This is a genomic window from Streptococcus mitis SK597 (genome assembly GCF_000148545.1).
Classification (GTDB): domain Bacteria; phylum Bacillota; class Bacilli; order Lactobacillales; family Streptococcaceae; genus Streptococcus; species Streptococcus mitis_C.
Genome location: NZ_AEDV01000023.1, coordinates 1 through 14,588 on the forward strand (window position 1 = coordinate 1; position 14,588 = coordinate 14,588).

A 14,588-nucleotide genomic window follows, 5' to 3' on the forward strand; every position below is an offset into this window, starting at 1 on the left:
GAAACAACAAACAGTGGAACATGCTCAAGTACCACTAGCAAAAGATAGTATTCATAATATTAAAGATTTACCAGAAGGTTCAACATTTGAATGGAAAGATAGTAAAATTCCAGACACTTCTAAACATGGTGAGAAAAAAGGAGTAGTAACTGTAACTTATCAAGACAGAAGTACAGAAGACGTTGAAGTTACAATTACAGTTAATCCTAAAGACTTTACTCCAGTGGTTCCGAGAGAAAAAGTACCGGTGAAAACACCTGATAACTTAACACAAGTTGAACAAGATAAAGTGAAGGAAAATGTGAAAAAAGCAAATCCAGGAAAAGACGTAATTGTTGCTTCAGATGGAAATGTAACAATCACTGATCCAGAAACAAATGTCACTCATAATATTCCTCGTGATGAATTGTTATTTGCATATGCAAAAGGTGAACCAGAAGTTTTAGAAAATCCAGAATTCAATGGAGGAGTAAATACACCTGACTCACCTATTCATGAAGTACCAGAATTTAAGGGTGGAGTGAGTGGTGAGCTTCCTAATCCGGTAGAAGTACCTAAAGTTCAACTGATTATCACCAAGTGGATTGACGAAAATGGTAATGAATTGAAACCAGCGGATGCTAAGGCTCCATCAGTACCAGGTGAAGCAAATGGAGTATTTGAACATGGTGAAATTGAAGGTTATGTATTTGTAAGAACAGAAACTAAAGGTGATGTTGTGACTCATATCTTTAGGAAAGTGAGTCCAGCTAGACCAACAGGTGACGGTCAACAAAGACCAACTACGCCATCTGCCGATACAAATCGTAGACCAGATACTGCTACCCCTGCTGAGTTGCCAGCTACTCAACCGGCTGAACAACCAAGTCAAACAGTTGATGATCAGGTAGTTCCTTATCAAAATCAAGCAGTATTGCCAAATACTGGTACACAAGAAGACCGTGCTAACGGTGCATTAGGATTTCTCTCTCTTCTTGGCGCATTTGGTTTGCTATTTGCCAAAAAGAAAAAAGACGATGAAGAGGAAGCTTAAATAGATGATCTCATCTGATCCTTAGTAGCTTTCCCTGCATAAAGTCTTTGTAAATCAAAAAGAACTAGAAAAATCACTCATTTGTGAGAATTCTAGTTCTTTTTTATGGCTAAAAGTCTGTCCGATTGTCTGTTTTAGAATAGCGATTAGTGATGACTAGATCGCATTAACCAAGTCTTGAGCTTGTTTTTCAAGTGAGTTTAGGACTGTTTCTTCAAGAACCAATTTTCCGTCTGCCCAGGCAGAGTCATTAACACGTACAGCAGTGAAATCACCAACGACTTGTGTACGGATAAATGGCAAGAGGTCTTTGTAGATAGCGAAGAGTTGATCGTGACCTGCATTGGCTACAGATGATACTGTGACAAACTTGTCTTGAAGGGCAGAAGCGCCGCGTGTATCAGACAAGTCAAGGGCACGAGATAGCCAGTCAAGCAAGTTCTTCACTGTTCCAGGGATAGAGAAGTTGTAGACTGGAGAGAAAATCCAGATGGCATCAGCAGCGAGAACCGCTTCACGAGCAGCCGCTACAGCTGGATGAGTTGGAACTTCCAAATCTTGGCTAAAGAGAGGAAGGGCTGAGTAATCAAGATAGCTAACTTCCGCTTTACCAGAAAGTGCTTTCTCAGCTTCGAGGGCCATTTGGTGGTTGAAAGAACCTTGGCGTAGTGATCCGACGATAAATAATACTTTTTTAGACATGATGTGTCTCCTTTTTCTTAAATTTCCGAGAATTCTCTCGTTGTTATAAAATATATTACAACAAAGCAAAGCAACTTGCAAGAAATTTGCTCAAAGTTTGTTTGAAATTATAAAATTGTAGAATATCTAGTTACTTGCGACTGGAATGCATTTGATTTTCGAAGAGTATTCTAACATTCTCTTGTAATATGATGGCATAAGTGCTAAAATAAACAAGAAAACTCGCAATAGAAACCGCAGAACAGCTATTTTCTGGTATCATTTCATAAATCATTAAAGGAACAATAATGGCATTGAAGAATGCTTCTAAAAAGGGGTGGAGATCATGTAAGGCATAGATTAACAAGTGACGGACAAAATAAATAATAATACACTTGTTAAAGGAGAAAAGATGTTAATAAGAAATTATCGGAAAAATATTGGCCTGATGGCCGGAGTTGAGTTTTTTGCATTTTTAGGGATTACCAGTTTTTGGATTCTCTTTCTCAGTCAAAACGGAATGTCTCTTTGGCAGATTGGACTTCTGGAGAGTATTTTTCATACGACCAGTCTTCTCTGTGAAATTCCATCTGGAATGTTAGCTGACCGCTATTCCTATAAGACCAACCTTTATTTAAGTCGTATAGCAGGGATTGTGTCTTCTATTCTCATGTTGGCTGGGCAGGGAAATTTTTGGATTTATGCACTAGCTATGGCGATAAGTGCCTTGTCTTATAATTTTGATTCAGGAACAAGTGCAGCAATGGTCTATGACTCGGCTGTAGAGGCTGGACTAAAGAAGCGTTATCTATCCATTTCAAGTTTCATATCAGGAGTGTCAGAAGGAACCCAGTCTTTGGGGACCGTTTTGGCAGGATTTTTTGTTCATGGTCAATTGCACCTGACCTACTATATCATGATTGCCACTTCTATCATAGTACTTTTCCTGATCTGGATGCTGAAAGAGCCCAGTGTCAAAGTAGAAAAAGCTGATAGTGTGACCATGAAACAGATTATTTGTACTGTTAAGGATGAGTTGAAGCGAAATCCCATGCTGTTCAACTGGATGATTTTATCTCAGATTGTCGGAACACTCATGTATATGTTTTATTTTTACTATCAAAATCAGTTGCCAGATCTAAGTAGTTGGCAAATTTCAGCAGTTATGTTACTCGGTAGTCTCTTGAATATCCTCGCAATCTATCTAGCAAGTAAAATTGGAAAGAAATATGCTGCCTTGAAGCTTTTTCCTATTCTCGTCCTGCTGACTGGAATCACCTATATGCTGTCCTACTTTGGAACACCTCTAATCTATATTCTGATTTATTTGATTAGTAATGCTCTGCATGCTCTTTTTAAGCCGATTTTTGACAACGATTTGCAAGGGCGCCTTCCAAGTGAAGTAAGGGCAACCATGCTGAGTGTCTATTCTATGATGTTTAGCTTGAGTATGATTGTGTTTTTCCCAATGACAGGCTGGTTGATTGACCATTTCGGCTTTGTGCTAACATTTCTTTATTTAGGATTCTTTTTAGTCATGATTAGCCTTCTACTCCCTATCTTTTTAGGAAAAATGGCTAAAAGAATGGATGATAAAATAATTCCATAGATTAAAAGAACTTCTAAAAACTTGAGTGTCAAGCTCAGGTTTTTTAATAGGTTGATTTTGGAGCTGTCTTTACTTTTATTGCTCGGTTTTAATCAAGAAAAATCGATTTGCTTTGAAGGGAGAAATAGAATTGCTTGCTTATACTCAATGAAAATTAAAGAGCAAATTAGGAAGCTAGCCGCAGGTTGCTCAAAGCACAGCTTTGAGGTTGCAGATAAAGCTGACAAAGTTTGAATTGGATTTTCGCAGAGTATTCTTATATTCACTTGTAATAAAGCAAGATAGATGGTAAAATAGACGAGTGAAAAAAAGACAAAACAAAGCAAAAAATAATCTACTGTGGCAGTATGGTCTAGGGATGACGATTTTGTTTGTGGTTATCAGTGTTTCCTTTCTGTATCTGGTTTCTCTTAGCATGAAACCCTATCAAACAGCTAAAAGTGAAGGAGAAAAATTAGCTCAGCAGTATGCAGGATTAGAGCAGGCTGATCAGGTTGACTTATACAATGGCTTGGAATCTTATTATAGCGTTCTTGGTCGTAATAAAAAACAAGAAGCACTTGCTGTCCTGATTGGAAAAGATGACCATAAGATTTACGTTTATCAGCTAAATCAGGGTGTTTCACAAGAAAAAGCAGAAGCGGTTTCTAAGGAAAAAGGAGCTGGCGAGATCGACAAGATTACCTTTGGCCGTTATCAAGATAAGCCAATCTGGGAAGTCAGGTCAGGATCTGATTTTTATCTAGTAGATTTTGAAACAGGAGCATTACTCAATAAGGAGGGCCTATGAAACTATCCAAGCGTGTTTTAGAAATGGAAGAAAGTGTTACTTTAGCTAGTGATGCGAGAGCAAAAAAATTAAAAGCTCAAGGTAAGGATGTCCTTTTCTTGACCTTGGGACAACCAGATTTTCACACTCCTGAAAATATTCAGGATGCAGCTGTTGTAGCCATTCGAGATGGACGTGCTTCTTTCTATACGGTAGCTTCAGGTTTGCCTGAGTTAAAAGCAGCAGTCAATACCTATTTTGAGCGTTATTATGGTTATTCCGTAGCGGCCAACGAAGTCACATTTGCTACCGGTGCTAAGTTCTCACTCTATACTTTCTTTATGGCTGTGGTCAATCCAGGTGATGAAGTCATCATCCCAACCCCATATTGGGTCAGCTATGGAGATCAGGTCAAGATGGCAGAAGGTGTGCCAGTCTTTGTTCCTGCTAAGGAAGACAATCACTTTAAGGTGACCGTAGAACAGTTGGAAGCAGCTCGCACAGACAAAACCAAGGTTTTGGTTCTCAATTCACCATCTAATCCGACTGGTATGATTTATACTCGTGAAGAATTACTAGCTATCGGAAATTGGGCAGTTGAGCATGACATTCTCATCCTAGCAGATGATATTTATGGTCGTTTGGTCTATAACGGGAATGAGTTCGTACCAATCTCTAGTCTATCAGAAGCCATTCGCAAGCAAACCATTGTCATTAACGGTGTATCAAAAGCTTATGCCATGACAGGTTGGCGGGTAGGTTATGCAGTGGGTGATCCAGAAATCATTGCTGCTATGAGCAAATTGACAGGTCAAACAACTTCTAACCTAACTGCTGTTTCACAATATGCAACTATCGAAGCCCTAACTGGACCGCAATATTCTGTGGAAGTTATGCGTCAAGCATTTGAAGAACGTCTCAATACCATCTATCCACTCTTGTGTGAAGTCCCTGGTTTTGAAGTTGTCAAACCACAAGGAGCTTTCTATCTCTTTCCAAATGTCAAAAAAGCTATGGAGATGAAAGGTTATAGCGATGTAACAGCATTTACAACGGCTATTCTTGAAGAAGTTGGTCTAGCCTTGATTACAGGAGCAGGATTCGGAGCACCAGAAAATGTGCGCCTCAGTTATGCGACAGACCTAGACACGCTTAAAGAAGCAGTTAAACGCTTGAAAGCATTTATGGGTAGTGAGAATGATTGATCATTTTGAAATTAAGGTAAAGGATTTACAAATTTCAGAAGGATTTTATAGGAGTTTTCTCGCTCCTTTGGGCTATAAATTGGCTTTTAAGACCACTTCTCTAATCAGTTTTCTTGCCCCAAACAGCCCTCATCCTGGTGGAGATTTTTGGCTGACTCAGGGGACACAAGATCCTATTCACTTTGCTTTTTTAGCAGAAAATAAGGAAGAGGTTCAAGCTTGTTATGAGGCTGGTTTAGAGGCAGGTGGGCGAGACAATGGAGATCCTGGCTATCGCAGTGAGCAACCGATTTATTACGCTGCTTTTGTGATTGACCCAGATGGGAACAATATAGAAGTGGTTTGCCATAAAGAATAAAAAAGAAAAGGAAAAATAATGACAAAACGTGTAACGATTATTGATGTAAAAGACTATGTTGGTCAGGAAGTGACGATTGGCGCTTGGGTTGCCAACAAATCAGGAAAAGGGAAAATCGCCTTCTTGCAATTGCGTGATGGAACAGCCTTTTTCCAAGGTGTGGCTTTTAAACCAAACTTTGTAGAAAAATTTGGTGAAGAAGTGGGACTTGAGAAGTTTGATGTCATCAAACGCTTGAGCCAAGAAACTTCTGTTTATGTGACAGGTATTGTTAAAGAAGACGAACGTTCTAAATTTGGTTATGAGTTGGACATCACAGACATCGAAGTGATTGGTGAATCTCAAGACTACCCAATCACACCAAAAGAACACGGAACAGACTTCTTGATGGACAACCGTCACTTGTGGCTCCGTTCTCGTAAGCAAGTAGCGGTGATGCAAATTCGTAACGCTATCATCTATGCGACTTATGAGTTTTTCGACAAGAACGGCTTTATGAAGTTTGATAGCCCAATTCTTTCAGGAAATGCGGCAGAAGATTCAACAGAACTCTTTGAAACGGACTACTTCGGAACGCCAGCCTACTTGAGCCAATCAGGTCAGCTTTACTTGGAAGCAGGAGCTATGGCCCTTGGCCGTGTCTTTGACTTTGGTCCAGTATTCCGTGCTGAAAAATCAAAAACGCGCCGTCACTTGACTGAGTTCTGGATGATGGATGCAGAGTACTCCCACTTGACACACGATGAGTCACTTGACTTGCAAGAAGCTTATGTGAAAGCTCTTCTACAAGGTGTTCTTGACCGCGCGCCTCAAGCCTTGGAAACCTTGGAACGTGATACAGAACTCTTGAAACGCTACATTGCAGAACCATTCAAACGTATCACTTATGATCAAGCCATTGACCTCTTGCAAGAGCATGAAAATGATGAAGATGCTGACTACGAGCATCTTGAGCATGGTGATGACTTTGGGTCACCGCACGAAACGTGGATCTCAAACCACTTTGGTGTGCCAACATTTGTCATGAACTATCCAGCAGCCATCAAGGCCTTCTACATGAAACCAGTTCCTGGAAATCCAGAGCGCGTGCTTTGTGCAGACTTGCTTGCTCCAGAAGGCTATGGAGAAATTATCGGTGGATCTATGCGTGAGGAAGACTACGATGCTCTTGTTGCTAAGATGGATGAACTTGGCATGGATCGCACAGAGTATGAATTTTACCTTGACCTTCGTAAATACGGTACAGTTCCACACGGTGGATTTGGTATCGGTATCGAGCGTATGGTAACCTTCGCGGCAGGAACAAAACACATCCGTGAAGCCATTCCGTTCCCACGTATGTTGCACCGTATTAAACCGTAAGAACAGGAAAACGCCCATGTGGCGTTTTTTCGAATTCCAGAGTTTTTACTTGCGTAAAAAAATTTTTTCTAGTATAATAGTTTATTGTGAGCGAACCTCACTTACCCCTTGCAAAGTCTTGGGGTCATTAGACCAAAAGGAGGAACATATCAATGGCTAAATACGAAATTCTTTATATCATTCGTCCAAACATTGAAGAAGAAGCTAAAAACGCTTTGGTAGCACGTTTTGACTCTATTTTGACTGACAACGGTGCAACTGTTGTTGAATCAAAATCTTGGGAAAAACGTCGTCTTGCATACGAAATCAAAGATTTCCGTGAAGGACTTTACCACATCGTTAACGTTGAAGCAAACGACGACGCAGCTCTTAAAGAGTTTGACCGTCTTTCAAAAATCAACGCTGACATTCTTCGTCACATGATCGTCAAAATTGACGCGTAAGAAGGTAAACTATGATTAACAATGTTGTACTTGTAGGGCGTATGACACGTGACGCTGAGTTGCGTTATACCCCATCAAATGTAGCAGTTGCGACTTTTACTCTTGCAGTAAACCGTACATTTAAGAGTCAAAATGGCGAACGTGAGGCTGATTTTATCAATGTCGTTATGTGGCGCCAACAGGCTGAAAACCTTGCTAACTGGGCTAAAAAAGGCTCACTCATCGGGGTTACAGGTCGTATCCAGACTCGTAGTTACGATAACCAGCAAGGACAACGTGTCTACGTGACAGAGGTCGTGGCTGAGAATTTCCAAATGTTGGAAAGCCGTAGTGTGCGTGAAGGTCATACAGGTGGAGCTTACTCTGCACCAACTGCAAGCTATTCAGCACCTACAAATTCAGTACCAGACTTTTCACGTGATGAAAATCCATTTGGAACAACAAATCCATTGGATATTTCAGATGATGATTTACCATTCTAATGGACAAGTAAAATTATAAAGGAGAAAAAACATGGCTCAACAACGTCGTGGCGGATTCAAACGCCGTAAAAAAGTTGATTACATCGCAGCAAATAAAATTGAATATGTTGATTACAAAGATACTGAGCTTCTTAGCCGTTTCGTTTCAGAACGTGGGAAAATCCTTCCTCGTCGTGTAACAGGAACTTCAGCTAAAAACCAACGTAAAGTAACAACAGCTATCAAACGCGCTCGCGTAATGGCTTTGATGCCTTTCGTAAACGAAGATTAAAGAAAAGACCCGGTTGGGTCTTTTTTTCAGGTCCGGGTGGACCTCTTTTTCACGAGCCTTGAAATGAGAGAGCGAGTTTGGGTCCGGGTGGACCTCTTTTTCAGACCCGGTTGGGTCTTTTTTTCACGAGCTTTGAAATGAGAGAGCGACTTTGGGTCCGAGAGGACCTCTTTTTCAGACCCCGACGGGTCTTTTTTCACGAGATAGTTTTTTTCTGACCTTGGCGTGCTATAATAGTAATAGAAAGAGTAAAGGTGGGTAAGTCAAAGATGAATTGTACGATTAGAAATATGATTAAGTCTGATATTAAATCCTTATCTCATGGATTTATCAATCAAGGTTGGCCTGGTAGAGAGGAAATTTTGGCTAGATATTTTCTGGAACAGGAAAGTGGGGAGAGAGAAGTCTTAGTTGCAGAGATTGATGGTGCTGTAGCGGGCTACGTTACCATTTTACCTTTGGCTAAACATGGTCCTTTTGCAGAAGTCTATCCAGAATTATCAGATTTTAATGTGTTTGAGCCTTTTCGAAATCAAGGGATTGGGAGTCAACTGCTAGAAGAAGCAGAAAAACGAGTCAAGTTTGTTTCGAGTAAGGTCACTCTTGGTGTAGGTTTGCACTTAGGCTATGGCCCTGCCCAGAGATTGTACATCAAACGAGGCTATATTCCAGATGGTTCAGGCGTTTGGTATCGAAATCACCCCTTGGAAATGAATGCTACTATTCAAAATAATGATGATTTAGTTCTGTACTTATCAAAGAAGTTCGAATAAGAGATGGCGAATTTCTTTGAAAATAGGGGATTTAGCTACTTTATGGTATAATGGAAAGAGTTAGATTGAAAGAGGTAGTGAGATGGATGCCAAATTAAGATACAAGGCAAAAAAGATTAAGATTGTCTTTTTTGATATTGATGATACCTTGCGAAATTCAAAGACAGGTTTTATTCCAGCTTCAATCCCAACTGTTTTTAAGCAATTACGTGAGAAAGGAATTTTGACAGGTATTGCTTCTGGACGGGGGATTTTTGGTGTTGTACCAGAGATTCGTGAACTGAATCCTGACTTTTTTGTGACCTTAAATGGGGCTTATATCGAAGATAAAAAAGGTCAGGTTATTTATCAACATCAGATTGAGAAGTCAGATGTTGAGGAATATATCTCTTGGGCCAAGAAAGAAGGAATTGAGTATGGCTTGGTTGGGAGTCATGATGCCAAGTTGTCGACTCGCACCGATATGATTAGTGAAGCGATCAATCCAATTTACCCCGATTTAGATGTAGATCCTAATTTTCATGAAAAAGTAGATATTTATCAGATGTGGACTTTTGAAGATAAGGGAGATGACTTGCACTTGCCTGACAGTCTCTCTGACAAACTTCGCATGGTTCGTTGGCATGAGCATTCGTCTGATATTGTGCCGATTTCAGGCTCCAAAGCGATGGGTGTGGAAAAGGTTGTGGAACACCTTGGTTTGAAACCAGAGAACGTCATGGTCTTTGGAGATGGGCTCAACGACTTGGAACTCTTTGATTATGCTGGAATTAGCGTTGCAATGGGAATTTCTCATGAAAATATCAAAGAAAAAGCAGATTATATTACAAAAACATTAGAAGAAGATGGCATTTTTGATGCCTTAGAAGGATTTGGTATGGTAGAAAAAGAATTGCATTTCCCACAAGTAGACATTGAAACAGTAGAAGGTCCTATCGCGACTATTAAGACCAATCACGGAGACTTGCGTATTAAGCTCTTCCCTGAACATGCTCCTAAAACAGTAGCTAATTTTGTAGCTCTTTCAAAAGATGGCTACTATGATGGAGTCATTTTCCACCGTATTATCAAGGACTTTATGATCCAAGGTGGAGACCCAACTGGAACTGGTATGGGTGGCGAGTCAATCTACGGCGAATCTTTTGAGGATGAGTTTTCAGAAGAACTTTACAACATTCGTGGTGCCCTTTCTATGGCCAATGCTGGTCCAAATACCAACGGTAGCCAGTTCTTTATCGTGCAAAATCAACATTTGCCTTATTCTAAGAAAGAAATTGCTCGTGGTGGTTGGCCAGAACCGATTGCGGAAATCTATGCTAACCAAGGTGGGACACCTCACCTAGACCGCCGTCACACGGTTTTTGGTCAGCTAGCTGATGAAGCATCTTACGCTGTCTTGGATGCCATTGCTTCTGTTGAGACAGGGGCTATGGACAAGCCAGTTGAAGATGTTGTGATTGAAACAATTGAAATCGAGGACTAAGATGAAAATCGGTGATAAGCTAAAGGGGCGTATTACAGGGATTCAGCCCTATGGTGCCTTTGTTGAGCTAGAGACAGGTGATACGGGGCTGATTCACATTTCAGAGATTCGGACAGGCTTTATTGAAAATATCCATGAAGCCTTGAAAGTCGATGAAGAGGTTCAGGTTCAGGTAGTAGATTTAGATGAATTTACAGGGAAAGCCAGTCTTTCTATCCGCACTTTGGAGGAAGAAAAGCACCAGTTTCCGAGACGGAGACGCTTTTCAAGCGACCGTTTTAACTACGGCTTTGCGCCTCTTAAACGAATGATGCCAATTTGGACTAGAGAAGCCTTGCACTATTTAAAAAAGAAGAAGTAGTTTAGAATTTTATATTTTTTGTAATGTTAATATAAATCTGCTATAATAGAACCATGGAAGAAGAACAATTATTAAAATCAGGGGAGCGAATTAACCAGCTCTTTTCGACAGATATTAAAATCATTCAAAATAGAGAGGTTTTTAGCTATTCGGTGGATAGTGTTCTCTTGTCACGCTTTCCACGTTTTCCTAAAAAGGGCTTGATTGTGGATTTCTGCGCTGGAAATGGAGCAGTGGGGCTATTTGCTAGCACTCGTACTCAGGCACAGATATTGGCTGTTGAGATTCAGGAGCGTTTGGCGGATATGGCTGAACGCTCTGTCCGTTTGAATGGTTTGGAAGAGCAGATGCAGGTCATCTGTGATGATTTGAAAAATATGCCTGCTTACATTCAGGGAAGTAAGGTGGATATGATTTTGTGTAATCCGCCCTATTTTAAGGTGGATCCTCATTCAAACCTGAACGAGAGCGAACATTACCTCTTGGCGCGCCATGAAATTACGACCAACTTGCAGGAAATCTGTCGCAGTGCCCAGAGTATTCTCAAGTCTAATGGACGGTTGGCTATGGTTCATCGTCCTGACCGTCTTCTGGATATTTTGGATACCTTACAACGGCATAATCTAGCCCCTAAGCGCCTGCAGTTTGTTTATCCAAAGCGGGAAAAAGAAGCCAATATGCTTTTGATTGAGGCCATCAAGGATGGCTCGACAAGTGGCTTTAAGGTCTTGCCACCTCTCATTGTCCACAATGATGATGGCTCTTATACGCCGGAACTCGAAGAGATTTATTATGGATCATAAGGCTTATATGTATGTGCTTGAGTGCCGTGATGGTTCCTACTATACGGGTTATACGACTGATGTGAGAAAACGCCTCGCTGTCCACAATAGTGGGAAGGGAGCCAAATATACTAGGGCTCGCTTACCAGTGAAACTTATTTATGCAGAAGGATTTGCCAGTAAGGAAGAAGCCATGTCGGCAGAAGCCCTTCTCAAGCGTAAGAAGAGGCCACAGAAGGAAATATTTTTATCTGAAAATCAAGATAGAAATTTACTTAGTTATTTTGAAGAGTAGCGGGGAGTCCTTTGACTCCTCTTACTTTTGTCAAAAAGCGAAAAAAATGCTACAATAAAGAGAATAAACAAAATGAGGTATTATCATGTCTAAGATTCTAGTATTTGGTCACCAAAATCCAGACTCAGATGCCATCGGGTCATCTGTAGCCTTTGCCTACCTTGCAAAAGAAGCTTACGGTTTGGATACGGAAGCTGTTGCCCTTGGAACTCCAAATGAAGAAACAGCCTTTGTCTTGAACTATTTTGGTGTGGAAGCACCGCGTGTCATCACTTCTGCCAAAGCAGAGGGGGCAGAGCAAGTTATCCTGACTGACCACAATGAATTCCAACAATCTGTATTAGATATAGCTGAAGTAGAAGTTTACGGTGTTGTAGACCACCACCGTGTGGCTAACTTTGAAACTGCAAGTCCACTTTACATGCGTTTGGAGCCAGTTGGTTCAGCTTCTTCAATCGTTTACCGTATGTTCAAAGAACATGGTGTGGCTGTGCCTAAAGAGATTGCTGGTTTGATGCTTTCAGGTTTGATTTCAGATACCCTTCTTTTGAAATCACCAACAACACACCCAACAGATACAGTCATTGCTCCAGAATTGGCTGAATTGGCTGGTGTCAACTTGGAAGAATATGGTTTAGCTATGTTGAAAGCTGGTACAAACTTGGCCAGTAAATCTGCTGACGAATTGATTGACATCGATGCTAAAACTTTTGAACTCAACGGAAATAATGTCCGTGTTGCCCAAGTGAACACAGTTGACATCGCTGAAGTCTTGGAACGTCAAGCAGAAATTGAAGCTGCAATGCAAGCTACTAACGAAGCAAACGGCTACTCTGACTTTGTCTTGATGATTACAGATATCGTCAACTCAAACTCAGAAATCCTAGCACTTGGTGCTAATATGGGCAAAGTCGAAGCGGCTTTCAACTTCAAACTTGAAAACAATCATGCCTTCCTTGCTGGTGCCGTTTCACGTAAGAAACAAGTGGTACCTCAATTGACTGAAAGCTTTAATGCGTAAGATTTTGGGTGTCAGTTCAAAATCGGAAAGGCTAGTTTGCCTTATATCGAAAGGAGTTTCAGCTCCTTTTTTTCTAGGAGTGAAGCATGTTAGAAAATGGTGATTTGATACTCAATGAAAATCAAAGAGCAAACTAGGAAGCTAGCCGCAAGCTGTACTTGAGTACGGTAAGGCGACGCTGACGTGGTTTGGATTTGATTTTCGAAGAGTATGATTTTTGTGAGAGATGGGTCAGACATGGGACAGGCTATCCAGACTTCCACAGGCAACTATAGCCATGTTGCCATTTATTTGGATGGGATGATTTACCATGCTAGTGGAAAGGCGGGTGTTATCTGTCAGGAACCAGCAGCCTTCTTTGAACCCAATCACTTGTACGACCTCTATGTTTACCCAGAAATGGATATCCAGTCTGTGAAGGAAAAAGCTTGCAAACATCTTGGGGCACCCTACAATGCTTCTTTCTATCCAGATGGACATGGTTTTTACTGTTCCCAGTACATGGCAGAAATCCTACCGATTTTTGAGACCATACCTATGAAATTTGGGGATGGGGAGCAGGAGATTAGTGATTTTTGGAGAGAGTATTACAGAGAACTAGGTCTGCCTGTTCCTCTGAACCAAGCTGGTACCAATCCCAGTCAGTTGGCAGCATCGCCTCTGTTAGAATGTAAAGAAAGGAATCTTCATGATTCAGATTTTTAATCCATCTCGTTTGACGAGACAGCCTTTTTTTGGAGAATTGCTCCGCTATCTGGACCAGCATGAGGATGTGATTTTACGGGAAATCAAGGCTCAATTTCCAGATGTTGCAGTTGATAAACTCATGGAAGAGTATCTAAAGGCAGGCTTGATTCTACGGGAAAATAAGCGTTATTACCTCAATCTTCCTATGCTTGAATCACTCGATAGTCTCGAACTGGATCAAGAGATTTTTGTCAGCGAAGCTAGTCCGGTCTACCTAGCCTTGTTAGAGCAGAGTTTTGAGACGGAATTACGAAATCAAACCAATGCAGCTATTTTAGTTGAAAAGACGGACTTTGCGAGATCAAAAATGACCCTGTCCAATTATTTCTACAAGGTCAAGCATCAGTATCCTTTGACAGAAAAACAGCAGGAACTTTATGCTATTTTGGGAGATGTCAATCCTGAGTATGCCCTCAAATATATGACGACTTTTTTGTTGAAGTTCCTCAAAAAAGATCAGCTTATGCAGAAACGTCGTGACATCTTTGTGGACAGTTTAGTTGTCCTAGGTTATATTGTCCAAAATGCAGATGGAAAGTATGAGTTGGCTATCGATTTTGATAAGGAAAAATTAACTTTCTATTTAGTGTGATTGCTTTTTCTGAGCACATTGTTTGACTTTATCTATCGATAAGTTTATACTAATGTAACCGATAACACATATCGGAATAAAACTAAAGGAGACAATCGTATGTCACTTGAAAACAAATTGGAACAAGCAACAGGCGCTATCAAAGAAGGATTTGGTAAGGTTACTGGGGATAGCAAGACTGAAGCAGAAGGCGCTGTAGAAAAGACAGTTGCTAAGGCAAAAGAAGTAGTTGAAGATGCTAAAGGTGCTGTAGAAGGTGCCGTTGAAGGTTTGAAAAACGCTTTTAAATAAAGATAGAAAAAATCAAGGGTTTCGTTTCCC

At 40.7% G+C, this 14,588-nt stretch carries 19 protein-coding genes; 18 read left to right on the top strand and 1 reads right to left on the bottom strand.

Features of this window, described 5'->3' with window-relative positions:
- Positions 1 to 1,033 (top strand): SIALI-17 repeat-containing surface protein (locus tag SMSK597_RS05495; RefSeq protein WP_000608016.1); only part of this gene is annotated, 1,033 nt, incomplete at its 5' end.
- Between the two features lie 156 nt (positions 1,034 to 1,189).
- On the opposite strand, the gene SMSK597_RS05500 is transcribed toward SMSK597_RS05495, so the two are convergent.
- Entirely contained in the window at positions 1,190 to 1,735 is a 546-nt protein-coding gene (locus SMSK597_RS05500; protein WP_000039648.1) for an NADPH-dependent FMN reductase, read from the bottom strand.
- 391 nt (positions 1,736 to 2,126) lie between these two features.
- On the opposite strand from SMSK597_RS05500, the gene SMSK597_RS05505 reads away from it, so the two are divergent.
- The 17 genes from SMSK597_RS05505 to SMSK597_RS05585 all read left to right on the top strand — a co-directional run bounded on the left by SMSK597_RS05505 (position 2,127) and on the right by SMSK597_RS05585 (position 14,558).
- Positions 2,127 to 3,323 (top strand): MFS transporter, encoded by a 1,197-nt coding sequence (locus SMSK597_RS05505; RefSeq protein WP_000908497.1) that lies wholly within the window; start codon positions 2,127 to 2,129, stop codon positions 3,321 to 3,323.
- Between the two features lie 301 nt (positions 3,324 to 3,624).
- Positions 3,625 to 4,113 carry a cell wall elongation regulator TseB-like domain-containing protein gene (locus tag SMSK597_RS05510; protein ID WP_000747269.1) on the top strand — a complete coding sequence of 163 codons (489 nt, stop codon included), beginning with the start codon at positions 3,625 to 3,627 and terminating at the stop codon, positions 4,111 to 4,113.
- Positions 4,110 to 5,297 carry a pyridoxal phosphate-dependent aminotransferase gene (locus SMSK597_RS05515; RefSeq protein WP_000777457.1) on the top strand — a complete coding sequence of 396 codons (1,188 nt, stop codon included), beginning with the start codon at positions 4,110 to 4,112 and terminating at the stop codon, positions 5,295 to 5,297. Before SMSK597_RS05510 ends, SMSK597_RS05515 begins: the two co-directional genes overlap by 4 nt.
- Positions 5,290 to 5,655, top strand: coding sequence for a VOC family protein (locus tag SMSK597_RS05520; protein ID WP_000565231.1), 366 nt, complete (start codon positions 5,290 to 5,292; stop codon positions 5,653 to 5,655). The genes SMSK597_RS05515 and SMSK597_RS05520 overlap by 8 nt, the downstream gene beginning before the upstream one ends.
- Positions 5,656 to 5,673: 18 nt before the next feature.
- A complete protein-coding gene (gene asnS / locus SMSK597_RS05525) occupies positions 5,674 to 7,017 on the top strand; it encodes an asparagine--tRNA ligase (protein ID WP_000167156.1) in 1,344 nt (447 codons plus the stop codon).
- Between the two features lie 152 nt (positions 7,018 to 7,169).
- Positions 7,170 to 7,460, top strand: a complete 291-nt coding sequence (rpsF, locus tag SMSK597_RS05530; protein WP_001151777.1) for a 30S ribosomal protein S6 — start codon at positions 7,170 to 7,172, stop codon at positions 7,458 to 7,460.
- A gap of 11 nt (positions 7,461 to 7,471) precedes the next feature.
- Entirely contained in the window at positions 7,472 to 7,942 is a 471-nt protein-coding gene (ssbA, locus tag SMSK597_RS05535; protein WP_000609609.1) for a single-stranded DNA-binding protein SsbA, read from the top strand.
- Positions 7,943 to 7,973: 31 nt separating this feature from the next.
- Positions 7,974 to 8,213 carry a 30S ribosomal protein S18 gene (gene rpsR / locus SMSK597_RS05540; RefSeq protein WP_000068664.1) on the top strand — a complete coding sequence of 80 codons (240 nt, stop codon included), beginning with the start codon at positions 7,974 to 7,976 and terminating at the stop codon, positions 8,211 to 8,213.
- Positions 8,214 to 8,482: 269 nt separating this feature from the next.
- A complete protein-coding gene (locus SMSK597_RS05545; protein ID WP_004237583.1) occupies positions 8,483 to 8,986 on the top strand; it encodes a GNAT family N-acetyltransferase in 504 nt (167 codons plus the stop codon).
- 82 nt (positions 8,987 to 9,068) lie between these two features.
- Positions 9,069 to 10,469 carry a bifunctional Cof-type HAD-IIB family hydrolase/peptidylprolyl isomerase gene (locus SMSK597_RS05550; RefSeq protein ID WP_000339009.1) on the top strand — a complete coding sequence of 467 codons (1,401 nt, stop codon included), beginning with the start codon at positions 9,069 to 9,071 and terminating at the stop codon, positions 10,467 to 10,469.
- A gap of 1 nt (position 10,470) precedes the next feature.
- Entirely contained in the window at positions 10,471 to 10,830 is a 360-nt protein-coding gene (locus tag SMSK597_RS05555) for a S1 RNA-binding domain-containing protein (protein WP_000689593.1), read from the top strand.
- Positions 10,831 to 10,883: 53 nt separating this feature from the next.
- A complete protein-coding gene (locus SMSK597_RS05560; protein WP_000390778.1) occupies positions 10,884 to 11,633 on the top strand; it encodes a tRNA1(Val) (adenine(37)-N6)-methyltransferase in 750 nt (249 codons plus the stop codon).
- Positions 11,623 to 11,907 (top strand): GIY-YIG nuclease family protein, encoded by a 285-nt coding sequence (locus SMSK597_RS05565; RefSeq protein ID WP_000349607.1) that lies wholly within the window; start codon positions 11,623 to 11,625, stop codon positions 11,905 to 11,907. The genes SMSK597_RS05560 and SMSK597_RS05565 overlap by 11 nt, the downstream gene beginning before the upstream one ends.
- 85 nt (positions 11,908 to 11,992) lie before the next feature.
- The gene (locus SMSK597_RS05570; protein WP_000036029.1) at positions 11,993 to 12,928 is read left to right on the top strand and encodes a manganese-dependent inorganic pyrophosphatase; all 936 of its coding nucleotides are present in this window, start codon (positions 11,993 to 11,995) and stop codon (positions 12,926 to 12,928) included.
- A 210-nt stretch (positions 12,929 to 13,138) separates the two neighbouring features.
- Positions 13,139 to 13,633 carry a YiiX/YebB-like N1pC/P60 family cysteine hydrolase gene (locus SMSK597_RS05575; RefSeq protein ID WP_000578419.1) on the top strand — a complete coding sequence of 165 codons (495 nt, stop codon included), beginning with the start codon at positions 13,139 to 13,141 and terminating at the stop codon, positions 13,631 to 13,633.
- Positions 13,617 to 14,267, top strand: coding sequence for a DUF1803 domain-containing protein (locus tag SMSK597_RS05580; RefSeq protein WP_000614474.1), 651 nt, complete (start codon positions 13,617 to 13,619; stop codon positions 14,265 to 14,267). The genes SMSK597_RS05575 and SMSK597_RS05580 overlap by 17 nt, the downstream gene beginning before the upstream one ends.
- Before the next feature lie 99 nt (positions 14,268 to 14,366).
- Positions 14,367 to 14,558, top strand: coding sequence for a CsbD family protein (locus SMSK597_RS05585; protein WP_000051184.1), 192 nt, complete (start codon positions 14,367 to 14,369; stop codon positions 14,556 to 14,558).
- The last annotated feature ends 30 nt before the right edge of the window (positions 14,559 to 14,588 follow it).